The organism is Flagellimonas profundi, from assembly GCF_017313275.1.
In the GTDB taxonomy this organism is placed as follows: Bacteria; Bacteroidota; Bacteroidia; order Flavobacteriales; family Flavobacteriaceae; genus Flagellimonas; species Flagellimonas profundi.
On sequence record NZ_JAFLNM010000005.1, the window covers coordinates 212,617 to 239,585 of the forward strand.

Consider the following 26,969-nt stretch of genomic DNA (forward strand, 5'->3'; position numbering starts at 1 on the left):
TATCATGATCATGAAAAACAGTAAGATAAAATACAAATTGGCCCTCTATTTGATGGCATCGATCTTTATTGGCATAGTGTCATCTTGCTCAACCAATGACACTGATGATGCTCTCACCGCTGCCCCGGTCATTACTTCGGTAAGCAAGGCAGAGGAAGGAGACTTGGCCCCAACCTCGATTGGATATGCCAATAACATGTACATTATCCGAGGATCAGGTTTTATGGGCCTTGAAAAAATATATATCAACGATACAGACACCTATTTTAATCCAACATTGGTTACCGATAGTAGCATTTTTGTAACTGTTGATGAGGATACACCATACGAAAACGTATCGGATGAAATTATGTTGGTCACCTCGTCAGGGTCGGTTGCCTACCATTTTGTGATTGCACCTCCAGCACCGCAGATACTACGGGGCTTTAATCCTGTAAATGCCAATGAAGGTGATGAGGTCACTATCTACGGAAATTTCTTTTTAGATCCCATAGTGACTTTTGGCACTACCGAAGCCGAGGTAATTTCGAGCACATTGACGGAAATCGTGGTAAAAACTCCGGCCGGGGCAGACAAACAATATGTTACCGTGACCACCATTTCGGGCTCCGTAACCTCCACCTATGCCGTAGGTACGGCCCTATATGATGATATATGGTACTTTGGCTGGGATGTTGAACCATGGAACAACCATACCTATCATACCGATACCACTGCAGCACAGGGAACAACCTACTATAAAAAGGAAATGGGGGCTTGGGACAATATTCAAGGCAATTGGCTTTGGGATGACCAACTTGCCGATTATGCCGGAATACGAATTTCCATAAAAGGACCTGATGGCGGTATGTTGAAATTGGTCTTCAATAGTAATTGGGAGGCAAATCCCCCGATTTTTGATGTTACCCCTGAATGGCAAGAATATACGTTCACCTGGGAAGAACTGCTCAATGCAGACCATGTCCAGAATATAACATTCCAAGAATTTACAGGCAATGGCGGTGAATATTACTTTGACAATATTGGATACATTTTAAAAGAATAATCCAATTTTAAGTTAGTTTTTTTAATTCCAAATCCCCTGTAAGAAACCTTACAGGGGATATTTACAGTAGGTCAATAAGGTTTGAATTCAAGATGCACTTTTGAAATTTATTCTTGGCAAAAAAGTCAATCCGATTAGTATAAAAACAATTCCTTTCCAAAAAATCAGTAATGCGAAAATTAACCATAATAGTATTTCTTACAGTAATTACTACATCATCCGGCCAATTCGTTAAAGAGAATGGCAGGCTGCATGTTGAGGGCACCCAATTGACAAACCAATATGGGCAACCGTTAATGTTGAGGGGCGTGAGTTTTGGCTGGCATTGCCTTTGGCCCCGATTTTATAACAAGAGTGCTGTAAAGTGGCTAAGAAAGGACTGGAACATCAATGTAATTCGTGCCTCCATGGGCATTGAGCTAAATGACATGGCATATATTGATGCCCCAAAATTTTCAACAAAAAAGATTGAAGCCGTGGTAAAGGGTGCCATAAAGGAAGGTATCTATGTGATCATTGATTGGCATAGCCATAATATAAACTTGAAAGAAGCAAAGGACTTTTTTAATTCAATCTCCAAAAAGTACGGTCATCACCCAAATATCATATATGAAATCTTCAATGAGCCAGATGAGGAAAGTTGGCAAGAGATAAAAACCTACTCAGAGGAGATTATTTCAGTGATTCGCTCCAACGACCCAGATAACATTATTTTAGTGGGGTCACCCCATTGGGACCAAGACATTCACCTACCTGCAAATGACCCCATTAAAGGATATGCCAATTTGATGTACACCCTGCATTTCTATGCGGGCACCCATAAAAAATGGTTGCGTGACCGCGCTGATGAGGCCTTGGCAAAAAGGTTACCAATCTTTGTTTCCGAATCGGCTGGAATGGAGGCAACTGGCGACGGCCCTATCGATTATGAAGAATGGCAAGCATATATTAACTGGATGGAAGCAAGGAAAATTAGTTGGATTACTTGGTCCATATCGGACAAGAATGAAACCTGTTCAATGCTGAGACCCTCTGCCAAATCCAAAGGAAAATGGCAATTGGGGCAATTGAAGGAATCTGGAATAAAATGCAAGGAATACCTGAAAGAATTAAATAGGTAAATTCAAGCTTGCATACAATTGATACCTTACACAGCGAGCATGTTTAAAATCCTGACCTATCAGAACAGGCCATAGGGAACTTGCGGCACCAAAACGAACAATTGGAGCGCAGTAACCAAAAACTAAGAAAAAGGATAGCTGAATATGGGTAGAAAAAGTGGGATATACTGGATTCGAACCAGTGACCTCTGCCCTGTCAAGACAGCGCTCTAAACCAACTGAGCTAATATCCCGTTAAAATGGGCTGCAATATCGGAAATTAATCCCAATCTCCATACTCTGCAGAGTTCTTTGATGTCTCGTGCAACGTTATGTGCAACAAATGCCCCTTTTTTAGCTTGGGTTTCAGGATATCGTAAATCACTTTTACAAAATACTCGGTTGTCGGAAGCAAGTCCTTGAACTCCGGGCAATCCTCGTTCAAATTTTTGTGATCAAAACGTTCCTCTACCTCATCCCTTATTAAAGCACCCAAATCGGCCAGGTCCATCACAAAACCAGTATCGGGGTCAACTTCGCCCTTTATCCTCACCTCTAGGTCAAAATTATGACCGTGAAAACTTGGACTGTTGCATTTACCGAACACCTCAATGTTCTTCTCCTTGCTCCAATTGGGATTATGGAGCCTGTGTGCGGCGTTGAAATGGGCTTTTCTGCAAATTGTAGCAATCATACTGCAAAGGTAAACCCTTTTTCTGCAATCCATATTTCAGGATTCAAAAAATTAGATGCATTTGCCAGCTTTCGTTTCCGTTTGGCATTGAAATTCACATGCGTTCTTACTAACTTTATGCAAAAGGCAGAAATGCCCTCAGCATTACAATTATTTCTAAAATCAAATAAAAAATACATACTATGAAAATCACCTATTTAGGTCATGCCACATTATTAGTGGAGATGAATGGAAAAAAAATACTTTTCGATCCTTTTATTACCGGAAACGAAATGGCTTCGGATATCAACATCGACGATCTTAAAGTCGATTACATTTTTGTGACCCACGGCCACCAGGACCACGTACTCGATGTAGAAGCCATTGCAAAGAACAACCCGGAGGCACTTTTGGTCTCCAACTTTGAGGTAGCGACCTGGTTCGGCAACAAAGGTGTTGAGGGGCACGGGATGAATCATGGAGGAAAATATACCTTTGATTTCGGAACGGCCAAATATGTGAATGCCATTCACTCGAGTATGTTGCCCGATGGCAGCAACGGGGGCAATCCCGGTGGCTTTGTGCTCTACGATGACTCCAAATGCATTTACATTGCCGGGGACACTGCACTGACCAAGGATATGGAGCTTATTCCCAAAACCTGTCCGAAATTGGATATTGCGGTACTGCCTATCGGGGATAATTTTACCATGGGCTACGAAGACGCTACCATAGCAAGTGACTTTATACAATGCAACACCGTGATCGGTTGCCATTACGACACTTTTCCGCCGATTAAAATAGATAAACCCAAAGCAGTCGAGTATTTCGAAAAGAAGGGCAAAAAATTACTATTGCCCGATATTGGGGAATCCATTACTGTTTAAAAACAAAAAGCCTCCGATTTCTCGGAGGCTTTTTTTGTTGTGGGCGCTGAGGGATTCGAACCATCCCTGCAACCCCTTGTTTTTATTGAGTTTATCCTTGCTTATGCTTTGGTTACTAACCGAATTACAGATAATTTATAATACTCTACCTTCGTAGACTATAAAATTAACCATAAAATATTAAACCGGCTTTTAGCGTGTCATTTTCCTTTTAAAAATTAAGTGGGCTGCTCCAATATGAAGTACCCCAATTTCCTTTTTATTTATTTTTGCTAATCACCAATTCATAAACACAAGGAATTACAATTAGGTTCAAAAGGGTCGCAGATAGCAACCCTCCCAAAATGACCACGGCCATCGGGCTTTGTATTTCACTGCCTGGCTGGCCTCCTTTCAAGGCCAAAGGAATCAATGCCAACCCTGTGGTAAAGGCCGTCATCAGAATAGGGTTTAACCTATCCAATGCCCCGGTTTTAATCAGATCCATCCCTGTTTTTCCTTCTTGTCGCAAATCTTCGTATCGGGATACCAAGAGAATACCGTTTCGGGTGGCAATACCAAACAAACTGATAAATCCAATAGTTGCTGCAATACTTACAATTCCTGATGTGAAGTACACGATTAAAATACCCCCGATCAATGCCAAGGGCAAATTGATGAGGACCACAAAGGCCAATTTTACATTTTTGAACTCGTAATACAGCAATAAGAATATAATGCCAATGGCCAAAAATGCAGTGACCAATAACAATTGAGAAGCTTTGGATTCACTTTCAAACTGTCCGCCATATTGTACACGATACCCTTCAGGAAAGTTAATGGTACTGTTGACCATGTCTTCAATCTCGTTTACAGCACTTCGAAGATCTCTGCCCTGTACATTGGCGGCAATCACAATCTTACGCTGGACATCTTCTCGACTGATAGTATTTGGGCTGCTTACAGATCCTATGGTCGCCAATTCACCCAACACGGTCTGTCCTCCATTAGGAAGGCTTACCAAGGTATTTTTGAAGTTCTCAATATTATCACGAAAGGGTTTTTCGTAGCGTACCACCAAATCGAAATATTGTTGGCCCTCATAGATTTCGCCTACTTCCTCACCAGCAAACGCAATGTCCACTTGTTCCATCAAATTGCCAACTGTCATTCCGTATGCTGCCAATATTTGGCGTTTGGGTTTGATCCGAATTTGGGGAACTTCTATTTGCTGGTCAACCGCCACGTCTGCCAATCCATCAATGGATTTGATGTTTTGCTCCACCTGTTTTCCCAATTCAAACAAACGTTGTAAGTCAGAGCCAAAAATTTTGATCGCAATATTGGCACGCGTTCCCGATAGCATATGGTCTATACGGTGTGCAATAGGCTGCCCAAGGGTAATGTTAACCCCGGGCACCACACTCAATTTGGTACGGACTTCCTCGAAAAACGCTTCTTTGGTTTTACCATCCAATATAAATGGCACATCAATTTCGGCAGCATTGACCCCTTGTGCGTGTTCGTCCAGTTCCGCTCGGCCAGTTCTGCGGGTCACCACTTCAACTTCGGGCATTTCCAACAACAAGTTTTCTATTTGTTTCCCAGCCTTGTTACTTTCTTCCAGAGACATACCAGGAGGACCAACCGCACTGATCACCAATGAACCTTCATTGAACTCAGGCAAAAAACTCCTTCCCAATTGGGTTGCCAATGCCAAACTCAAAACAAAAGCAATCACAGTTACACCTATCACCGTCTTTGGGAACTTGATCACCTTGTCGAGTGTGTTTGCATAACGTTTTTGAAGCCATTGTTCCACTTTTGTGCCCTCGGCTTGCTTGTTCAACAGCTTTTCGTTGTTCAGCAAATACGAACATAGCACAGGGGTTACTGTAACTGCAACAATCAAGGAAGTTAATACAGATGTTACAAAAGCAATCCCGAGCGGTTGTAATAATCTACCTTCCATTCCACTCAAAAAGAACAGAGGCACTAACGAAACAATTATGATCAAGGTCGCTATGATGATGGAACTTCGAATTTCCACGGAAGCATCACGTACTACGGTAATTACCGATTGTTGTGCTTCTTTTGGTAAACGACTGTTTTCTCGCAAACGTTTATAAACGTTTTCCACATCAATAATCGCATCATCCACCAAAGCACCAATGGCAATGGCCATACCGCCTAAACTCATGGTGTTTATGGTATATCCCATTAGTTTTAAGATGATGATTGATACTAATAATGAAATGGGAATTGCCAACAAAGAAATTACCGTGGTACGCCAGTTCATCAAAAAAATGAACAATACAATAACCACGAAAAATGCACCTTCCAACAATGTCGAATTTAGATTGCTTATGGAAGCTTCAATAAAATCAGCCTGTCTGAAAATCTGGCTTTTGATTTCTACCCCTTTTGGCAGGGTTTTCTGCAAATCTGCAATAGCCTCATCCAATTGTTCGGTCAATTTTAAAGTATTGACATCGGGTTGTTTAGAAATGGTCAAAATCACTGATTCCTTCCCATTCAATGAGCCATCTCCAATCTTGTCCGATGCCCCGATCTGTACGGTAGCTACATCTTTGATTTTAATGGTCTGACCGTTGATTTGCTTTAAAACAGCTTCCTGTAAATCTTCCAAAGCATAGGCCCTGCCACTTCCTTTAATGATGTATTGATTGCCGTACTGATTCACTATACCACCAGGAGCATTTACATTGGCTTCCTTAACGTGCTCTACCAGTTCTGACAAGCTCACGTTGTAGTGCTTCAGCTTTTCGGGATTGGCAAATACTTGGTATTGTTTGTACTCACCACCAATAACCACCACATTGGCGATTCCCCCTATTGCCTTGATGCGTGGGCGAATCGTCCAGTCGGATAGGGTACGTAATTCCATAGGTGACAAACTATCGGAGGTGACACCCAATAACATGATTTCTCCCATGATGGATGAAATAGGTGCCATAGTTGGTGCGCCGATACCTTCAGGCAGATTTTCACGAACCATCGGGATGCGTTCGCTTACAATTTGGCGCGCGCGATATATATCCGTACCCCATTCAAATTCCACCCAGACAATGGAAATACCCGCTGCCGATGAGGAGCGAATACGTCTTACATTGGGCGAACCGTTCAGGGCGGTTTCCAATTGATAGGTCACCAGTTTTTCCACTTCTTCCGATTCCATGCCATGGGCTTCGGTAAGAATGGTTACCGTAGGTGCTGTGAGATCTGGGAATACATCAACATTCATTGTTTTTGCATAGTACACTCCCAATACACTCAACACTACGGCTCCCAACAAAATCAGCAAACGATTATGTAGGGAACTATTTAATATTTTAGTCAACATAATTTTTGCTTTTTAATGTTCATGGCCATGTGCAGGGGTTGTTCCTGACATGGAAGCCATTTTTACCTGATACGCACCTGTGGTTACCACAACATCACCAGCTTCCAAACCTTTTAAGACCTCTACATTTTCACCATTGCGTTTACCTATGGTAATTGATCTCCGTTCAAAGCTTTCTCCCGAAAGTTGCACCATAACCGAATAGTTACCGTAATCTTCCAGTAAGGCCGATTCGGGAACAATTGTGGTTTGTTTACCATCACCCATTGCAATCTGTACTTGGGTTAAACTACCGTCTGGAACTGCAATAATGTCGTTCACTCTGGCAAATACTGAAATCAATGGACTCTCCATTTCCACATCTTTTGAAATGGATAGGATTTCACCATCTGAATCTGAAATGTTTTTCCAATCACCAGTTTCCGTTTGATACCATAAACCTTTGATATTTTCCATGGTCAAACCATAGGTGGGTGCAATCTGCGATTTCAACACTTTTGAATCCTCTGTTGCCACACTGATCAATACAGCTCCCTGCTCTACATAATCACCATTGGCCACATTTACAGATCTTATGAAACCATTAAAAGGTGCTCGAATCTGTTTACTGTCTCCCGACACTCCCGAAGCAATGGATTGATATTCTGCTTTTGCTATGGCATAATTACTTTCCACTTTTTCAAATGCAGCCTTTGGAATGATCTTGCTCTCGTAGAGTTCCTTTTTTCTGTTGTATTCCGATGCTGCCTGATCATAATTAGCCTTTGCTTTGGCCACCTCGGCACTTAAATTATTGGATGCCAATCCTTGGCTACTCACACTCAATAGCAACTGTCCTTGTTTTACCTCCATGCCTTCGGTAAGATTGGATGATGAAAAGCTGACGGTTCCGTTGGCCGTTGCCACCATTGTTTTTAATGCCCCTTGAGCTGGTTGCCAAACCCCAGAGGTTTTGATAACATCATATATTTCACCTTTTGTTACAGGTTCAGTTTGGAAAGCTGTTTTCCAAGCCTGTTCTTTCAAAAATGAAATGGATCCATCCTCTCCCGCTTCACCCAAAGCTTCTTTGGCTTCGTCCAAACTGGCATAGACCATAATATCCTCGATTACGATTTTATCAGTGTATTGCGGGGTGGTAAGATCAAAAATCAATTGATGTTCCCCAGATCCTGTGGGCTGAAGAAGTGGAGAAAATATACCCGGTGACGAGGGTGCGTCAGCAGTTGACCGTATTCCTTTTTCACCTTTGACCAAACTTACCGTAACCGAACCTTCTCGTATTGGCTGATGTTTATCCAATACAGTAAAATGTGCGGCGAACTTGCTCGGTTGTCCAACAATCAATGCCGGGAACTCCACAAACAATTCGGTGTCATCTGTCCAAATGGTATAATCCAAACGAGGCGTTTCATCCCCTACATGGCTGCCATCTGGATTATGTGCGTGGTCTTCTTCGTTATTTTGTTTACAAGCTGTTGCCATTAAGGCAAGCACAATTATTAAATACTTTTTCATTTTGATTAAAGTTTAGTGATCGTGGTGTGTTTCTCCGTCCTCGTGAGTGTGAGTACCCTCCTCTTCAGTTTGTACGGAGTCCTTATCCATTGTAAATTCCTCCTGTTTAACTTCTTCCTGTTCGTGCGTATGGTCTGCACCTTCCCCATGGGTATGTCCATGGTCGTCTTTGGGTTCTTCTTTTTTGGTGTCGCGACATCCTGTAATTCCTATTGCAATGATTACCATTGATGCCATTAAAATTTTTGATACTGTTTTCATCTTTTTGTTTTTTAAGGTGTTACAATTGATGTATTAATAATTGTGCTTGTAATTGCTGTAATTGTTTTTCCATTTCCAACATCCTATCGGTTGCATCCCGATAAAACTGAACTTCCATATAATATTCCAAAAAGGAATATTCCCCCAGACTATAGGCTTTAAATAAAAGTGCTTCGCTATCTAGGTTGGATAGGGTTTCTTGATATTCGGTGTATTTGTTGAACAACAAAAGGTACTGGTTGTATTCTTGTTGAAATTGTGAATACATCAATGCCCTTGTTACTTCTGAATTGGTTTGCTGATACTCAAAGTCGGCCTTCGCCGCCTTGACTTTGTTTTTACTGTTCCATAAGGGAATGGACAAACCGCCAAATACCCCAGAATAATCATTGCCATTCACACCTTGGTAGTTATATCCCAATGAGATATTAGGAAGGACTTTGTTCTTTTCCAGTTTGACGCTCTGGAAAGCAGAAGCTTCATTGGCTTGAAGTTCAGTCAATCTTGGGTCATTGGCCAGTTTTTCACTCCAAATTGTCTCAATGCTTTGTAATTGGACAGGACTGTCCAACTGCAAATCATTCATTTCAATGGATTGGCCACCATTTAGCGTTTGCAATTCGGTCAGTTGGTTTTGTATATCTGCTTGTATCTGTTCCACAACAAACTGTTCCTGTATCCAAGCTACTTTAGCCTTGTTGAGATCCAAAATTCCAACCTGTTCCTTATTGTACAATTCCTGGATTTGTTGGAAAACCTCCAAACTTTGGGTTTTCCGGACCTCTTCAATCTCCAGCCTTTTCCGAAGCATGTTCAGATTGATCAACCCCTCTTTGGCTTTCAATAGGATTTCTTGACGCTTTTTGGTATACATCGCTTCCAATTGATCCTCTTGAAGCTTGTTCCATTTATTGCGTGCCAAATACACTGTGGGAAACTCAAAGGATTGTGATACTTCAAATTCTGAATAATCGTCCGATTGGTGCTCACCAAACGGTAAATAATACCCAAGAACTTCTGGATTCGGTAAATTGTTACCGCTTTTATTTAACAATTGCTGCCCATTGATATACGATTGATAGGCCTTCAACTCTTTATTGTTCTGTTCTATTTGGCTTAGTACTTTCTCCATCTCAGTGGATTGTGAAAACACTTTACCGAAGAACAGGTATACGCAAAGAGCGTATACGAATTTAAATTTCATAATGATTTTGTTTAGGTTTATCAAAAATTGAGAAACAAACATGCTGAATCCTTAAGCAGTAAGAATCAGCCTGCCTTCTTGATTAACCTAATGAAGGGGGTCCCCGAAGTGAATAATTGAATAAATAAGCTTTTCGAAGCTTGTCTGGTGGACGATACCATTTCTTAACTATGGTATCTGATTTATAAAATGTATAAATGACCAGCTTAGGAAGTCGCGTTTTTGCTATTAATTTTTCTAAGGAAACTTTTTCGACTGTTCTCTGCTTCAATACCAATATATCGGTCGTGGTATTGGTATGGGCATGCATTTCAAAAAACCAATCCAGGAATCCTTTTGTTGGATTTTCCTTTTCCGGTTCATCGGAATGATGATTGTGATGGTTATGTGCCACATCATGATGATGCTCCTCTACATGTTGATGATGCCAGTGTGGTACTACTTTGTGCATCAAAAGCATACTGAGTATCCCCAGAAAGAAAAGTGCCTTTATGTTTCGGTATTTTCGCATCTGATTCAAAGATAGGAAACTATATAGAATCCGTGAAGACGTTTTTCAGTGGAATCTATGTTCGTTTTAAACAAAATGCTCTCAAAACCTTGGTATGAAATAGAAATCGATATAAGGCGAACGCAACGAAGTGGAGTGCTGCAAGCCCCAAATCTTGCCAAACTAACCTTACTGAGCGAGGCAATTTTATCTATTAACGATATAGTCTCCTCATCATTTGAGGTAATCCAATGGTCTGTTTGCTTCACGTCTATATCGTTCCAACCGCCCTTCCGTTATTTCAAGCTTCAGATAGCTTTTCCCAAAACTGCTCTTGACCACCTTGACATTATTAAGTATACTATTTAAATCCGATTGGAGCGAGGCCGCCTTTTCCTCCAACCGATCATACTTGATTTTCGGAACAGTTACTTCACCCTCGAACACTGGGTCTGGCTTTGGTGGATTCTTTTCGATCATGTCCTCAAGAAAATCATCCCCATCTTCATCATTGTCCAATTCCTGATTGAAAAGGGCCTGCATCATACCAATGGTGGGCAAGGTTTGGTTCTTTTCAATGTCCCTGATTATGGCAATGACCGCATCTGTCCGTTTCCTGTTTTTAATGATCTCTTGACCTATGCTCTTTTCAAATCTTTCAGATGGCATAAAACCGTGCCACTCAAAAAAGTCCATTACCATATCCAAGGTATGGGAATAACTCTTGCCCACTTTTCTTGAAAAGACCTTGAATCTTAATAGTGTCCTTTTCTTTATTCGTACTGCTCTAAAATCGTCCATAATACATGTTTTAAAGGGCTCAATTGTTACAATTTTGTTCAGTAATTACATGTACTTTCAACGTTTTTGCAACAATAAAAACCATAATCTCTGAATTCAAACATTTCCAAAAACCCTTACAAACAGGGCTTTTCCGAAGGAAAATGAATCAATAGCGCCGCTTTAGCGCGCTATCCTCTTGCTTTTCAACTTAGTGTCGCCAAGGCGACGCTAAATAGAAAACTTTTGCCAAAGCAGGTTGTAGATTACGTCCTATCAGTTTTTTGCTCAACGCTTATCTTCCCGAACACTACAAAAACCCGATAGGAACCAAGCGCAAAAGTCTGGGTAAGATTGGGACTAAAAATCTTCGATAGTTTCGGCACCCTAATCATTGCAATGAATTCTCAAGATTAAAAGACAGAGTTACCAAACTTCTCGTTATCATCAATTGAATCTGAGAATTTAGATTCCAGAATTGATTCCAAACCACTCATATCCTCACTGATTTTTTTATCCAAGACCCGCGCATAAATTTGGGTCGTGGCCAATTCTGAATGGCCCAATATTTTGGAAACAGTTTCAATAGGAACCCCATTGCTTAAAGTAATAGTCGTAGCGAACGTATGTCTTGCCATATGGAAAGTTATGTGTTTATTGATATGGCATGAATCCGCAATCTCTTTCAGATAGCTATTTAATTTTTGATTGGAAATCTTAGGAAATAATTTATCTGTACGTCTTTTCGGATGATAATGATATCTCTTCACAATCGACAATGCTGGTCCCATTAAAGGCAGCTTGAAGCTGTTCTTGGTCTTTTGTCTTTTTGTACTTATCCAATGCTTTCCATCGATACCCAATACTAGATTGTCCTCATTAAGGTTCATTATATCACAATAGGCAATACCTGTGTAGCAACTAAAAACAAATAAGTCTTTTACAATTCGTAACCGTTCAATCTTGGTTTGGAAATCCTGAATTTTTCGTAATTCTCCCATGGTCAAAAAATCCCTTTCCTTTTTTTCCATCCTAATCTTAAATTTTTGAAAGGGATATTTTTCTAACCATTCATTGTTCACAGCCATTCTGACCATCTTTCTCAAACGTTGGATATGTTTCATTGCCCCGTTGTTCGAAAGTCTACCATGATGGTGAATAGGATGTAGTTTTCGCAAGTAGGTCTCGAAACCTACAACAAACTGATGGTTTAGTTGTGACAATCTATAATCATCGGATTTATATTGCTTCTTCAAGTAGGCCAACAAGTACTTCTGAGTGGTCTTATAATGGCTCAGGGTCGCTTTACCCAGATTATGTGAGCCATGGAGGTTATGGTATTCAAAGAGGGCTGTTAACGTCATTTGGTTCTCATCCTCCCCGAAATACTTCGCCTTGACCATTTGCGGTGTAATGTGGGTTGTTTTGGATCGTAATTCACGGTAGCATTGGAAAAGTTCGGTTTCAACCTCCATTAAATAGGCGTTGATTTCCTGCGCTTCCGTTGTGCGCCCCAGAACCCTCGATCCCTTTCGGTCCCAACTTTCTGCAGGAATGGTGTATTTGAGGCTCATGTTAACTCGTTGTGAATCAACGGTGATACGGGCATAAATCTTAGCAGTTCCGTCATTCCGCCGGGCAGTGCTTATCCAAAAACTGATTGAAAATGTAGACCGAGTTCTCATAGGTTTTGTGTTAAATTGAACGAAAATCACCTACGAAAGTCAAATACTAAGTTGCTGTAATATAGTAATTTACAGGCTTATTCGGTTAACACTTTTCACAAAAAAATTTACTAACCGAATTGCAAACCAAAACATATCAAATCAAACCAATTCAAATAAAGGCCTAAAACGTCAAAACCTTGCAAATCAATAAGATATGCAAGGTTTTGTTTTTGTTTAAACTCTAAAAGTGGGCGCTGAGGGATTCGAACCCCCGACCCCCTCGGTGTAAACGAGGTGCTCTGAACCAACTGAGCTAAGCGCCCATTCAATTTCCTAAATGGGAGTGCAAATATAAGACTGTTTTTGATTTAAAAAACAAAAAATTGAAAAAAATTATACTACTTCTGCCACAACAAAAGTACTTCCTCCAATATAAATCATATCGTTGTCATTCGCTTTTGTTAAAGCTTTTTTAAATCCTTTTTTGACCGACTTGCAAACCCTTCCCGTAAGTCCCTGCTCTTCTGCAAGTTCCTGAAGCTTCAGTGCATCCATACCCCTGGGAATACTTGGTCTCACAAAGTAATATGATGCATCTTTTGGAAAAAGTGAAAGCACAGCATTTACATCCTTATCATTTACAAACCCGAGCACAATATGAAGTTTTTCGTATGATTGCTTTTTTACCTGTTCCAGCACAAGTTCAAGCCCCTCTTTATTGTGGGCTGTATCGCAAACCACCAATGGGTTTTGTTGCAGTATTTGCCACCTGCCAAGCAAGCCCGTATTTTGGACAACCTTTTTAAGTCCCTCGGAAATTGCCTCCTCTGGAACATCAAAACCTTTTAATTGGTGAATGGTCGCCACCACCCCATTGATGTTCTTTCGCTGATATTCCCCAAGCAAATCAGTTTTGTATCCTTTGGCAGGATTGACATCCGCAAAAACAATATGGGACTTCAGCTGATGGGCAATTAGGTTAAAAATCATCTGGGTCTCCGGCTGGGTCTCACTAACGACCACAGGAACTTTCCGTTTGATGATACCCGCCTTTTCCAAGGCAATCTTCTCCAAGGTATCACCCAAAAACTGCGTATGGTCCATACCTATATTGGTGATCAAGGACACTTCGGGAGTTATAATGTTGGTAGAATCCAACCGTCCGCCCAAACCAACCTCGATCACAGCGATATCCACTTCTTCCGCTGCAAAATAACTAAATGCCATTCCCACGGTCATTTCAAAAAAGGAAAGCTTGTGGTACTCAAAGTAAAGTCGGTGTTGTGCTATAAAATCGATTACGAATTTCTTACTGACAACCTTTCCGTTTATTTTGATACGCTCCCTGAAATCCTTTAAGTGGGGTGAAGTATATAGCCCGACCTTGTAACCCGCTTCTTGGAGAATGGAAGCCAACATATGGCTGCTGGACCCTTTTCCATTGGTACCAGCTACGTGAATACTTTTAAATTTTTTCTCGGGATTGTCCAGTACATTGCATAGGTGTATGATGTTGTCCAGCTTGGCATTGAACGCCGCAGCACCTTTTTGCTGGTACATCGGAAGTTGTCCGAACATCCAGTCCAACGTTTCCTGATAGGTCACTATTGTCCCAGTTTAAAGTTGACCACCACAAAACCTATTTGCTGTGCAGGTGCGTTGGAATCAGGGTTCCATCTATGGAGCATCGCCGTTTCACGAGCTGGCTCCAAAAGACAGGGTGCATTATTGGTAGTACCCTTGACCCCAGGTTGCGCTTTGATCACATTGCCACTTCTGTCCACAACAATTCGGACCACTACCCTGCCCTCCTCGTTACATTCTTGCTGCACTTGGCCCTTATCGGCCAAAGATCTACCGCTCAGGCCATATCCGCCTGTTCCGGTTCCTGGCGATCCATAGTAAGAGGTAGCATAGGGATCGCCATCAGGTTGGCCTTTGTCTCCAACGCGATCATCATCACCTTCGTTACCTGTAGTGGTACCATCCGATTTACCGATGCCACCAATTAAGGCATCCACACTTTTCTTCTTGGCTTCTTGCTCTTGTCTTTTACGTTCTTCGGCTTCTCGCTTTTCTCTCGCAATACGCTCCGCTTCCGCTTTGGCCTTTTCAGCTTCCTCCTCGGCTTTTCGCTTGGCTTCCTCCTGTTGTCTTAGTTTGATGGTCTCTTCATCGTTGCTTGTCAACACTTCCTCAACCGGGGCTTCTTCAACAACCGCTTCTTCAGGTTCAGCAGGCTCAGCCACTTCCTGGGGCTCAGGCTGACTTTCGACTTCTCTAGGTTCGGAACGAATGGGCTCCGTAGGTTGTACTTCCCCACTTCCATATTCCATGGTCCCAAAATTAACAGCAATACCATTTTCAATGGGAGGGTCGAGGTACGTTAATCCAATATAAAAAAGCAATAGCAGGAGTGCGCTTAACAAAAGTGTTGTAAGCGTAAAGGATTTTTTCTTGTGTCTCGTATCTAAAAAGGACATTATTTTGGCCGCACCGCCAAGATAACCTTGTAACTGTTCCTATTGGCAATGTCCATTACGTTGACTGCTTCTTTAATGGCAACGCTTTCTTCTGCCCTGAGGATGATTGTCGGCTTTTCTTGACCTTCAAGTGCCTTTTTTAATTCAATTTCAATGTATTCTTTGTTGATCTGCTCGTTGTTCACAAAGTATTTCAGGTCCTTATCAATAGTTACCGAAACATTTTGAGTGTTCGTCGATTTCCCTTTTGCTTTTGGCAACAACAAATCCAATGCATTTGGCGCATTGGACGTTAGCATAAAAAACACCAACAACAGAAACACAATATCTGTCATTGACGACATACTAAATTCCGGACTTACTTTATTTCTTCCCTTCAGTTTCATAGAAAAACTATATAGGTTCGTTCAATAAATCCAAAAACTGTACCGCATTTGCTTCCATTTGGTGCACCACCTTATCCGTTCGCACCACCAAGTGGTTATAACCGATATAAGCGATAATACCGACTACAAGACCAGCAACCGTTGTGGTCATTGCGGTATAAATGCCTGACGCCAAGGAACCCATTTCTGCCTGGCCTCCACTACTTGCCATTTCATGGAACGCCAAAATCATACCAATTACGGTCCCCAAGAAACCAATCATGGGCGCAGCACCGGCAACCGTAGCCAATACACTTACGTTTTTCTCGAGTTTGTACACTTCTAATGTACCTGCATTCTCAATTGCCGTATTGATGTCATCCAAAGGTTTTCCAATTCGGGCAACCCCCTTTTCTGTAAGTCGTGCTACGGGAGAATCCGTTTGTGCGCACAATAATTTTGCAGCCTCCAATTTCCCGTTCATGATATGATCACGAATCTGGTTCATGAAGTTCTTATCTATTTTGGACGCTGCTTTAATGGCAAAAATACGTTCAAAATAAATGTACATTGCTACAAACAGAAGAACAAAAAGCACCATAATTATAATGACACTTCCTGTTCCTCCGTTGACAATAAGATCAATGACGGACAAGGTCTTTTCTTCGGAAATTGAGGCAGTTGCCTCAGCACCTTCCGTTACTTCTTGAAAAATATTCATATAAAATCCCCAATTTAAGTTGCAATTATAACGGAGATTTTTGAACTAAAGTATTTTTTAGAACAAATATCGCATTACCATAAATACAATTGCTCCCGCAATGAAGCCCACAAAGGCCAACCACGATATTTTCTTAAGATACCAGAAGAAATCAATTTTCTCCATTCCCATTGCTACAACTCCAGCAGCAGAACCAATGATCAGCATACTACCGCCCGTTCCCGCAGAATAGGCTATAAAATGCCACAATTGGTCATCCAAAGGCTCGGAGAACATCCCCAAACTTGCAGCAACCAACGGAACGTTATCAATAATTGCAGAACCAACACCCAATAGTATCACCACCAAATCGGACACTCGTGTTCCTGCCATTTCAGTACCCATTAGTGGCATACCTTGTTTCAATCCTTCGGCAAAATTGAACAGAAGCCCCAAAGATTCCAGAGCGGCCACTGCCATCAAAATACCTAAGAAGAATAAAATACTGGGCAACTCGATTTTGGTCAAGGCACTATGCACCGGACTGTGATGAGCATGTGCATCGCTCTCCTGGTCCACGGATGAAATTGAAATCTTTTTATTACTGTAAATTTCAGCAAAAGTTGCCACAACGGCCAAGGACAACATCATACCTACATATGGTGGCAAATGTGTCACCGTTTTAAAAACAGGAACAAAAACTATGGCTCCCAATCCAAGATACAACATAATAGGACCATATTTGGACTGCGCTCCTTCCTCTTCCTCCATATCTATTTCACCTTTAAATGCAGGTAGGAAAGATGCTATGAGGGATGGAATAAACATACAAACCAAAGAAGGCACCAATAAATGTTCGATAAGCATTGCTGTAGAAACCTTATCTCCGATCCAAAGCATTGTCGTAGTAACATCACCGATTGGCGACCACGCACCGCCAGCGTTGGCCGCGATAATAATAAGACCAGCATACCAAAGTCTTACATCCCTGTCCTTCACAATTTTTTGAAGGATGGAAATAAGTACGATCGTAGCCGTTAGGTTATCGATTATCGCAGAAAGTATGAACGCCAAGAAAGAGAAAATCCAAAGAATTTTCTTTTTGCTCCTTGTCTTTACAAAAGACTTTATGGTAGCAAAACCATCAAAATAGTCTATGATTTCAACAATGGTCATTGCTCCAAGAAGGAAAACCAAAATTTCGGCGGTTTTACCCAAATGGTGCAGCAATGTTTCTTCCATTAGCTCCATCTTTTCTTCATGCCCAAAGGCTCCAAAGTTTTCGAGCAGTTCATGATTTCCAGAATCGAACCAAGTGGTAAAACTATCGATTCCAAAAGCCATCAACGCCCATAAGATGGCCATCATGGCCAAAGCCGGAATAAGTTTATCTATTTTTAAATTATGTTCTAGGGTAATTGCCAAATATCCAATTACAAAAATGACAACTAAAAGGGTTTCCATGTTAAGCTTGGTTTAATTAAGGAATAATATTTTTGAGTAGTTATCTGAATTGCTAAAGATATTCAAAATGAATATTTCCGCATAATCTTATCGGCATAAAAATATGCAAACAATAAAAACTGCTTTTCAAAAAAACAGTTAAAAATTTAATCATTCTCATTTATTTGCACTTATCCATAGAAAATTAATATTGTAAAGCTATATTTGTAGGTAGTTTTTAAATATTATTCAGTTTTATGGATTTCACACTTTCCGAAGAACAGTTAATGATACAACAAGCGGCAAAAGATTTTGCCCAAAATGAGCTTTTACCGGGAGTAATTGAGCGCGACGAAACACAAAAGTTTCCAGGGGAACTTGTTCAAAAAATGGCAGACCTTGGGTTTATGGGCATGATGGTCAACGAAAAATATGGTGGGAGCGGACTTGACACCCTATCCTATGTTTTGGCCATGGAGGAATTATCCAAAATTGATGCTTCGGCCTCGGTTATGGTATCGGTCAATAACTCTTTGGTTTGCTGGGGATTGGAAACCTACGGGACTGAAGAACAAAAAGAAAAATACCTTACACGCTTGGCTTCGGGTGAAATTATCGGGGCATTCTGCTTGTCCGAACCAGAAGCAGGAAGCGATGCAACGTCACAAAAGACAACCGCCATTGATAAAGGCGACCATTACCTATTAAATGGAACAAAAAACTGGATAACCAACGGAAACCAAGCCGAAGTCTACCTAGTAATTGCACAAACAGACAGAGATAAAGGTCATCGTGGTATAAACGCCCTAATTGTTGAGAAAGGTGCGGAAGGATTCGACATAGGACCAAAAGAGAATAAATTGGGGATAAGAGGAAGCGACACCCACTCCTTAATGTTCAACGATGTAAAAGTTCCAAAAGAAAATCGCATAGGTGAAGATGGTTTCGGATTTAAGTTTGCCATGAAAACCTTGGCTGGCGGAAGAATTGGGATTGCGGCACAAGCGCTGGGAATAGCAGCAGGAGCCTATGAACTTGCACTGAAATACTCAAAACAGCGAAAAGCATTTGGCACCGAGATTGCCAACCATCAAGCTATCGCTTTTAAATTGGCAGACATGCACACCAAAATACAGGCAGCCCGCCATTTGGTATATCAAGCAGCATGCGATAAAGATACAGGAAACGATTACACCCTTTCAGGAGCCATGGCCAAACTCTACGCTTCTGAAGTCGCGATGGAAACGGCTGTTGAAGCGGTGCAAATCCATGGGGGTAATGGATACGTTAAGGAATACCATGTCGAACGTTTGATGCGAGATGCCAAAATCACGCAAATCTATGAAGGCACTTCGGAAATTCAGAAAATTGTTATTTCCAGAAGCATTCTTACAGATTAAATAATCGAGACCCCCTCCAAAAAGAGGGGGTCTTTTTTTAAAACATCTTTTATTCCCCAACCCTCCCTTCCTTTTGAGAAGGATTTCTTCACTAAACAACCCACATCTACCTAAAATAGGCTTTTCCAGTTAGGGAAGGGCGTAATTTTATTACTCAATTTGAGATAATGACAATTTAACATTCCATATATTCCTAAATTGAATTTTTTTTAACCTTGCAAACATTACGTTGATTATTTATCTGATAATCAATAAAAACCTTATACTTTATTCATTGATTTTGATATTTTTGAAGAAATACGTTAATGATGAGATTGGAGAAACAAGGTTTATACCTACCAGAATTTGAGCATGATAACTGTGGTGCAGGTTTCATCTGCAGCCTAAAAGGAATAAAGTCCAACGATATAATCCACAAGGCCCTCGAAATCCTTGATAAATTGGAACACAGAGGCGCTGTGAGTGCCGATGGTAAAACTGGAGATGGTGCAGGTATATTAATTGATATACCCCACGACTTTTTTGTAGATGCCTGCCCTTTTGATTTGCCCAAAGCAGGTGAATATGCAGTAGGGAACGTTTTTCTACCTCAAAAAGAAAACCAACGGGACTTTTGCATCAAAGTATTTGAAGAAAATATAAAAAAACAGGGACTTCAATTATTGGGCTGGAGAGACGTGCCCGTAAACCGCTCCGTTCCCGGACGCATAGCCGCGGAAACCGAACCCTATGTAATGCAGGTTTTTGTTGGTAAAGGTGAAGCTTTGGATGATTTTCAATTTAACCTTAATCTTTTCATTGCACGAAAAATTACAGAGCATACCGTAATAGAAAGTAAATTATCGGAAAGTGAATTCTTCTACCTTCCCAGTCTCTCTACCAAAATCATCATATTTAAAGGTTTATTGGTCCCCAAAGATATCAGTAAGTATTATGAAGACCTCTTGGACCCCAGAGTGGTTACCCGCTTGGCATTGGTTCACCAAAGATTTTCCACAAACACCTTTCCTATGTGGGATCTGGCGCAACCTTTTAGGTATATGTGCCACAACGGCGAGATCAATACATTAAGAGGAAATGTTTCCCGTATGCGATCTAGGGAAGAGCTGATGGAGAGCGATTGGTTCGGTGAGGACATCAAAAAAATACTTCCTATAGTACTGCCTGCAAAATCGGATTCCGCGAGTATGGATATGGTAGTTGAGCTATTGTTGATGACGGGCCGCTCCCTACCTGAGGTGATGATGATGCTTGTTCCTGAAGCTTGGGAGAAAAATCCCGACATGTCCGAAGCTAAACGGGCATTTTACGAATACAACTCCTGTTTAATGGAGCCATGGGACGGACCTGCCTCCATTCCATTTACGGACGGCAACTATATTGGAGCGGTCCTGGATAGAAATGGTCTTCGTCCTTCAAGATACTCCGTGACCAAGCAAGGATATGTAATCATGTCCTCGGAAACCGGTGTGGTTGAACTTGAACCAGAGGATATTGAATTCCACGGGAGATTGGAACCGGGAAAAATGTTCTTGGTGAACATGGAGGAAGGAAGAATCGTTAACGATGAGGAAATCAAGGAACATATTGCAAAAAAACATCCCTATAAAAAATGGTTGAAGGACAATTTGGTGCACCTAAGGGATATTCCCTATAACGATTGCCCCGTTTTCTTTGGGGAATTCCCTTTACAAACCCGAAGAACTGCGTTCGGCTATACACAAGAAGACATCAATACCATTATTATGCCCATGGCAGAAAATGGCAAGGAACCCATTGGTTCCATGGGGTCGGACACACCTATTGCCGTACTCTCCGAACGCCCACAGTTAATCTACAATTACTTTAAACAATTATTTGCCCAAGTAACCAATCCTCCTTTGGATGGTATTCGCGAGGAATTGATTACCGATATTAGCCTTACACTGGGTAGCGACCACAACATATTTGACTTTTCTGAGCTTCACTGCCGAAAACTGAAAATCCAAAACCCCGTAATTTCCAAGGAGGATTTGGACAAAATCAAAAATTACGATGCCAGTCCAGATTATAAGGTTGTATCCATTTCCATGCTCTACGAGATCAACAAAGGGCACAACGGATTGGAAGAGGCCTTGGACTCCATTCTCAATCAAGCCTCAAAAGCCATTGATGAAGATGCGAACATCATTATTCTATCCGACAGGATGGTGAGTGCCGAAATGGCCCCAATTCCAGCTCTTTTGGCTTGTTCCTATGTAAACAGTGGACTGAGAAAATTGGGTAAGCGTTCAAAATTGAGCATCATTATAGAATCGGCAGAACCAAGAGAGGTGCACCATTTTGCCTTATTGTTTGGTTTTGGGGCGAGTGCCATCAACCCATATTTGGTAAATGAAATCATCGGAGAGCAAATTGAAGAGAACAATATTACTGATTACACTTTTGAGGAGGCTGTTAAAAATTACAACAAAGCCATCGGAAAAGGCATCCTAAAAGTGATGAACAAAATTGGGATATCCACCCTTAACTCGTATAGGGGCTCCCAATTGTTCGAGTGTATTGGTATCAACACCACCGTAGTGGACAAATATTTCCCCAATACCCCGACCCGTATTCAGGGAATCGGGCTTTATGAAATAGAAAAAGAAGTAACCAAACGCCACAAAAAGGCGTTCCTAGCACAGGAAATAGCAGCCAATCTCGATATTGAGGTTGGTGGAGAGTATCGATGGAGAAGAAATGGCGAGAAGCACATGTTCAATCCATTAAGTGTCGCCATGCTTCAAAAATCGGTACGCAATAACGAGCCGGAAACTTATAAAGAGTATTCCAAATTGGTCAATGAGCAATCCAAACACCTAATGACCATCCGCGGACTGTTCGAGTTTTCGAACTATGACCCCATTCCCATTGAAGAAGTTGAACCTTGGACAGAAATTGTAAAAAGGTTTAAAACCGGGGCCATGTCCTATGGAAGTATCAGCAAGGAAGCCCACGAAAATCTTGCGGTTGCCATGAACCGAATTGGAGGAAAGAGTAATTCAGGAGAAGGAGGAGAGGATTCGGCTCGTTTCTATAAAAGTCAAACCGGCGATTGGCGAAACAGTGCCATCAAGCAGGTAGCATCTGGTAGGTTTGGAGTTACATCCAACTACCTGACCAGTGCACAGGAAATACAGATCAAAATGGCCCAAGGAGCTAAACCAGGAGAAGGTGGCCAGCTTCCCGGTCCAAAAGTAAATCCTGCTATCGCCAAAACCAGAAACTCAACACCATACGTAGGGTTGATTTCACCACCACCCCACCACGACATTTACTCCATTGAAGATTTGTCCCAGTTGATTTATGATTTAAAATCAGCAAACCGGGAAGCTCGTATCAATGTGAAGTTAGTCTCTGAGGTCGGCGTGGGAACAGTTGCTGCTGGTGTTGCTAAAGCGAAAGCGGACGTTATTTTAATCTCTGGGTTTGATGGAGGTACCGGTGCATCTCCACTGACCTCTTTGAAGCATGCCGGTCTACCTTGGGAACTTGGAATAGCGGAGGCCCAACAAACTTTGGTCCTGAACGATTTGCGTAACAGGATAACCTTGGAATGTGACGGACAGTTGAAAACCGGACGTGATGTTGCCATTGCATGTTTATTGGGTGCAGAAGAATTTGGATTTGCCACGGCACCGCTTGTAGCATCAGGTTGTGTGATGATGCGCGTTTGCCATTTGAACACTTGTCCCGTGGGTATTGCCACACAGAATCCCGAACTGCGGAAAAAGTTTGAAGGAAAACCTGAGCACGTGGTCAACTACATGTATTTTGTGGCCCAAGAACTTCGTGAGATCATGGCCAAACTTGGTTTTAGAACTTTAAATGAAATGGTCGGACAAGTTCAAAAACTGGACAGAAAAAAAGCAATTGAACATTACAAAGCTGCTGGAATCGACTTGACTCCAATACTTTATCAAATTGATGTGCCCGAAGGCACCAAGTTCCACAATACGGAAAAACAATATCATGAGATAGATAAATCCATAGAGTTTGAAATCATCGGTAAGGCACACCCTGCTTTGTTCAGGAAAGAAAAGACCATTTTGGACTTCCCTATCCACAACACGGATAGAGCTGTAGGTGCCATCATCAGTAACGAGATTTCCAAAATTTATGGCGCAGATGGATTACCGGAAAACACACTCAAGTTGAACTTTACAGGTTCTGCCGGACAAAGCTTTGGAGCCTTTGCCACCAAAGGTCTGACCATGGTCGTCAACGGAAATACCAACGATTACCTTGGAAAAGGACTCTCTGGAGCCAAATTGGTCATTAAAGTGCCTTTTAAATCCACAATAAAACCAGAAGAGAACATTATTACCGGAAACGTAACATTATACGGAGCAACCTCTGGTGAAGCCTATATCAACGGTAAAGCAGGAGAACGTTTCTGCGTAAGAAACTCTGGTGCCAAAGCCGTGGTGGAAGGCATAGGGGATCACGGATGCGAATACATGACCGGTGGGGTTGCCGTTATCTTAGGTTCCGTTGGAAGAAATTTCGGTGCCGGTATGAGCGGTGGAATCGCCTACGTATATGACAAGGACAACACATTCAGGCAAAACTGCAATGGAGATCATTTGAACCTTCTTCCTGTTGATGAGGACAACGATATCCAACAATTGAAAGATTTGATTGAAAACCATTACAATGCAACATTAAGTCCATTGGCACAAAGTATTCTTGAAAATTGGGAAAAATGTCTTCCTAAATTCATTAAAGTATTCCCTGAAGAATACCGTCAAGCACTTATCAGATTGGAACAAGAAAAAATGCAAACCTTATAATTTGAGACATGGGAAAGATTACAGGATTTTTGGAATTTGACAGGAAGGATGAAGCATACGCCCCTGTCAAAGAACGTATCAAAAACTATAAGGAATTTACAAAGCCTTTAAAGGAAAGTGAATTAAAGAACCAAGGTGCACGTTGCATGGATTGTGGGATTCCATTTTGCCACAGTGGGTGTCCACTGGGTAATTTGATTCCAGATTTTAACGATGCTGTGTATAAAGGAAAATGGGAAAAAGCGGCCGAAATTCTACATTCAACCAATAATTTCCCGGAATTCACGGGAAGATTATGCCCTGCACCTTGCGAAGAAGCCTGTGTATTGGGAATAAACGAACCTCCGGTTTCCATCGAAAACATCGAAAAGAATATTGTGGAGACCGCCTTTAAGAATGGATGGGTAAAACCGGAACCTCCAATGAACAGAACTGATAAAAAGGTGGCAGTGATAGGTTCTGGGCCAGCAGGTCTAGCTGCAGCGCAACAATTGAATCGTGCAGGTCATACGGTTACAGTCTTCGAAAGAGATGAAAAACCCGGTGGCCTTCTTAGATATGGTATTCCAGATTTTAAAATGGAAAAAAATGTTATCGATAGGCGATTGGAAATTATGGAGCAAGAAGGCATTGAGTTTAAAACCGGTATCCATGTTGGAGTGGACGTTACGGCAAAAGAACTTCAGAATGAGTTTGACTCCATTGTACTATGTGGTGGAGCTACGGTTAGACGAAGCCTTCCCGTTCAGGGAATAGATGCCAAGGGCGTAGTTCAAGCAATGGACTTCTTGCCACAGAACAACCGTAAAGTAGATGGCCTTCCTTTTAAAGGTGAAGACATTTCTGCCAAAGGCAAAAAAGTAATTGTAATCGGTGGTGGCGATACCGGTTCCGACTGTATAGGTACTTCCATACGACAAGGAGCCACATCCGTAACCAATTTTGAAATTATGCCAAAGGGCACGCCGGAACGCCCTGAAGGACAACCTTGGCCTTTTTGGCCCATGCGTTTACGCACCAGTTCTTCACACAAGGAAGGAGCCGAACGTGTATTCAGCATTTCAACCAAAAGATTCAATACAGATAAAGACGGAAATTTAACAGGCTTGGTAACGGTAGAAGTTGAATGGATCAAGCAACCCGGCCAAAGACCCATGCTGAAAGAAGTAGAGGGCACAGAGAAAGAATGGGAATGTGATTTGGTTCTATTGGCACTGGGATTTACAGGGTCGGAGACTACGGTTGCCGATCAACTAAATCTTGAAATGGATTCAAGAACCAACATTAGAGCTTCGGTAGCAGATTATAAAACAAATGTACCCGGAGTTTTTGCAGCCGGTGATCAAAGAAGAGGTCAATCGCTTATTGTTTGGGCTATTTCAGAAGGAAGACAAGCTGCCCACTATGTAGATAAATATTTAATGGGAGAATCCTATTTACCCTTAAAAGGCGAAGGGGATTTACCAAGAATATAAAGATACACGTGAATCTTAACTAAACTCACGAGCTCCTCAAAGTGTTGCACTGCGAGGAGCATTTTTATTTACAGCTACACCAGGGCCATACAAATACAAAGGTAAACGGACCATCCACACACTCCTAAACCTTTGATTAATTTATAGTTTGTATATTAACAGGAGCCTCTTACCCTACGAAACCTTTCTACTTTGCTATGTATTAAAAGAGAATAACTAACCTCTTAATACATTACTTATGAAAAGTTTATTTGCAATTTGTTTAGTACTAATTACGCTTGTCGCGTGCAAAAGCAAAGAAAAAGAAACAAAGGAAGAAACCACAACTCCACAAAAATCTTCATTGGAGCTTGGCAAGGTGAATGTAAGCACAAAAAGTATGGAATTTTTTGTTGCGGACACCCTTTATTCAGGTTGGAACACCTTTATCTACGAAAATCAATCGCAAGAAGTTCATTTTGTTATGATGGACCTTTATCCAGAAGGAATCACCATAGAAAATACCAAAGCCGAACTACTTCCCCCTTTTGATGATGGCATGAGACTGATCATGGAAAATAAAATGGATAGCGCAATGGCCGCTTTTGGTAAAATCCCAGAGTGGTTCCAACAAGTAAAATTCTTGGGAGGAACAGGCCTAGTATCCCCTAAACATACAGTAAAGAGCACCGTTTATTTGGAACCTGGACGTTATATGATGGAATGTTATGTAAAAATGTTCAATGGAGAATGGCACACTTCGCATGGCATGCTAAAAGAAATAATAGTATCCAATAAAGCTACTGAGCTTACCCCCCCTACACCTACGGCAAACATAGATATTTCAAGTACCGGCGGCCTTATACTAAAGGACAGCCTTTCTTCTGGCAACCAAATATTCCAGACCAATTTCATAGACCAAAAAGTTTACGAAAATTTTGTTGGACATGATGTAAACCTGGTACGGTATGACAATACGGCTTCCTTAGACTCTTTGGTTCAATGGATGAATTGGATGGACCCAAGAGGACTACGTACACCTGCACCCGAGGGTTTTACATTTTTGGGTGGTATGAACAACTTACCAGCAGAGAGCAAAGGTTTTTTTGAAGCGGATTTAACTCCAGGAAAATATGTTCTTATTTCGGAAGTTCCTGCTGCTGATGAAAAGAAACTTCTTTACAAGTTTTCGATCGACTAAACAGATATAGATATATACCATATAAAAACAAAAAAGCCCGATACGCAATGTATCGGGCTTTGAGGAAGGCGGCGACCTACTCTCCCACCTGGTGTGGCAGTACCATCGGCGCAAACGGGCTTAACTTCCCTGTTCGGAATG

General features: G+C 41.5%; 20 protein-coding genes, 2 tRNA genes and 1 rRNA gene. 7 read left to right on the forward strand and 16 right to left on the reverse strand.

All coding sequences use genetic code 11. The features are described 5' to 3' along the window. Nucleotides 1-10 precede the first annotated feature (10 nt). Nucleotides 11-1,045 carry an IPT/TIG domain-containing protein gene (locus J0654_RS17475; RefSeq protein WP_207030395.1) on the forward strand — a complete coding sequence of 345 codons (1,035 nt, stop codon included), beginning with the start codon at nt 11-13 and terminating at the stop codon, nt 1,043-1,045. 170 nt (nt 1,046-1,215) lie between these two features. Beyond that, the gene (locus J0654_RS17480; protein WP_207030396.1) at nt 1,216-2,166 is read left to right on the forward strand and encodes a glycoside hydrolase family 5 protein; all 951 of its coding nucleotides are present in this window, start codon (nt 1,216-1,218) and stop codon (nt 2,164-2,166) included. Nucleotides 2,167-2,324: 158 nt separating this feature from the next. On the opposite strand, the gene J0654_RS17485 is transcribed toward J0654_RS17480, so the two are convergent. Both J0654_RS17485 and J0654_RS17490 read right to left on the reverse strand, forming a co-directional pair. After that, nucleotides 2,325-2,399 (reverse strand) — tRNA-Val (locus J0654_RS17485). A gap of 26 nt (nt 2,400-2,425) precedes the next feature. Continuing rightward, the gene (locus J0654_RS17490; protein WP_207030397.1) at nt 2,426-2,839 is read right to left on the reverse strand and encodes a 6-carboxytetrahydropterin synthase; all 414 of its coding nucleotides are present in this window, start codon (nt 2,837-2,839) and stop codon (nt 2,426-2,428) included. Nucleotides 2,840-3,021: 182 nt separating this feature from the next. On the opposite strand from J0654_RS17490, the gene J0654_RS17495 reads away from it, so the two are divergent. Continuing rightward, nucleotides 3,022-3,705, forward strand: a complete 684-nt coding sequence (locus J0654_RS17495) for a metal-dependent hydrolase (RefSeq protein WP_207030398.1) — start codon at nt 3,022-3,024, stop codon at nt 3,703-3,705. Nucleotides 3,706-3,964: 259 nt separating this feature from the next. On the opposite strand, the gene J0654_RS17500 is transcribed toward J0654_RS17495, so the two are convergent. The 13 genes from J0654_RS17500 to nhaD form a co-directional block, all read right to left on the reverse strand. Continuing rightward, the gene (locus J0654_RS17500) at nt 3,965-7,048 is read right to left on the reverse strand and encodes an efflux RND transporter permease subunit (RefSeq protein WP_207030399.1); all 3,084 of its coding nucleotides are present in this window, start codon (nt 7,046-7,048) and stop codon (nt 3,965-3,967) included. Nucleotides 7,049-7,060: 12 nt separating this feature from the next. Beyond that, complete coding sequence (locus J0654_RS17505; protein WP_207030400.1) at nt 7,061-8,566, reverse strand: efflux RND transporter periplasmic adaptor subunit; 1,506 nt, start codon at nt 8,564-8,566, stop codon at nt 7,061-7,063. Nucleotides 8,567-8,578: 12 nt separating this feature from the next. Then, nucleotides 8,579-8,827, reverse strand: a complete 249-nt coding sequence (locus J0654_RS17510; protein WP_207030401.1) for a hypothetical protein — start codon at nt 8,825-8,827, stop codon at nt 8,579-8,581. Between the two features lie 19 nt (nt 8,828-8,846). Continuing rightward, on the reverse strand, nt 8,847-10,031 hold the full coding sequence (locus J0654_RS17515) for a TolC family protein (RefSeq protein ID WP_207030402.1): 1,185 nt from the start codon (nt 10,029-10,031) through the stop codon (nt 8,847-8,849). A gap of 82 nt (nt 10,032-10,113) precedes the next feature. Beyond that, nucleotides 10,114-10,542 (reverse strand): hypothetical protein, encoded by a 429-nt coding sequence (locus J0654_RS17520; protein WP_207030403.1) that lies wholly within the window; start codon nt 10,540-10,542, stop codon nt 10,114-10,116. A gap of 213 nt (nt 10,543-10,755) precedes the next feature. Then, nucleotides 10,756-11,322: a BfmA/BtgA family mobilization protein gene (locus tag J0654_RS17525; RefSeq protein WP_207030404.1), complete on the reverse strand. Its 567-nt coding sequence runs from the start codon at nt 11,320-11,322 to the stop codon at nt 10,756-10,758. A 392-nt stretch (nt 11,323-11,714) separates the two neighbouring features. After that, a complete protein-coding gene (locus tag J0654_RS17530) occupies nt 11,715-12,986 on the reverse strand; it encodes a site-specific integrase (protein ID WP_207030405.1) in 1,272 nt (423 codons plus the stop codon). A gap of 230 nt (nt 12,987-13,216) precedes the next feature. Next, a tRNA-Val gene (locus J0654_RS17535) sits at nt 13,217-13,291 on the reverse strand. A gap of 70 nt (nt 13,292-13,361) precedes the next feature. Beyond that, nucleotides 13,362-14,573, reverse strand: a complete 1,212-nt coding sequence (locus J0654_RS17540; protein WP_207030406.1) for a bifunctional folylpolyglutamate synthase/dihydrofolate synthase — start codon at nt 14,571-14,573, stop codon at nt 13,362-13,364. Next, nucleotides 14,573-15,451: an energy transducer TonB gene (locus tag J0654_RS17545; protein WP_207030407.1), complete on the reverse strand. Its 879-nt coding sequence runs from the start codon at nt 15,449-15,451 to the stop codon at nt 14,573-14,575. The genes J0654_RS17540 and J0654_RS17545 overlap by 1 nt, the downstream gene beginning before the upstream one ends. Beyond that, entirely contained in the window at nt 15,451-15,837 is a 387-nt protein-coding gene (locus J0654_RS17550; protein WP_207030408.1) for an ExbD/TolR family protein, read from the reverse strand. The genes J0654_RS17545 and J0654_RS17550 overlap by 1 nt, the downstream gene beginning before the upstream one ends. Before the next feature lie 7 nt (nt 15,838-15,844). Continuing rightward, nucleotides 15,845-16,537, reverse strand: a complete 693-nt coding sequence (locus J0654_RS17555) for a MotA/TolQ/ExbB proton channel family protein (protein ID WP_207030409.1) — start codon at nt 16,535-16,537, stop codon at nt 15,845-15,847. A 57-nt stretch (nt 16,538-16,594) separates the two neighbouring features. Continuing rightward, nucleotides 16,595-17,980, reverse strand: coding sequence for a sodium:proton antiporter NhaD (gene nhaD / locus J0654_RS17560; RefSeq protein ID WP_207030410.1), 1,386 nt, complete (start codon nt 17,978-17,980; stop codon nt 16,595-16,597). A gap of 236 nt (nt 17,981-18,216) precedes the next feature. On the opposite strand from nhaD, the gene J0654_RS17565 reads away from it, so the two are divergent. From J0654_RS17565 to J0654_RS17580, 4 genes are all read left to right on the forward strand, one after another. Continuing rightward, complete coding sequence (locus tag J0654_RS17565) at nt 18,217-19,359, forward strand: acyl-CoA dehydrogenase (RefSeq protein ID WP_207030411.1); 1,143 nt, start codon at nt 18,217-18,219, stop codon at nt 19,357-19,359. Between the two features lie 308 nt (nt 19,360-19,667). Further along, complete coding sequence (gltB, locus tag J0654_RS17570; protein ID WP_207030426.1) at nt 19,668-24,173, forward strand: glutamate synthase large subunit; 4,506 nt, start codon at nt 19,668-19,670, stop codon at nt 24,171-24,173. An 8-nt stretch (nt 24,174-24,181) separates the two neighbouring features. Then, complete coding sequence (locus J0654_RS17575; RefSeq protein WP_207030412.1) at nt 24,182-25,648, forward strand: glutamate synthase subunit beta; 1,467 nt, start codon at nt 24,182-24,184, stop codon at nt 25,646-25,648. 238 nt (nt 25,649-25,886) lie between these two features. Beyond that, on the forward strand, nt 25,887-26,828 hold the full coding sequence (locus tag J0654_RS17580) for a hypothetical protein (protein WP_207030413.1): 942 nt from the start codon (nt 25,887-25,889) through the stop codon (nt 26,826-26,828). 63 nt (nt 26,829-26,891) lie between these two features. On the opposite strand, the gene rrf is transcribed toward J0654_RS17580, so the two are convergent. After that, nucleotides 26,892-26,969 (reverse strand): 5S ribosomal RNA (gene rrf / locus J0654_RS18445); the annotation flags it as partial.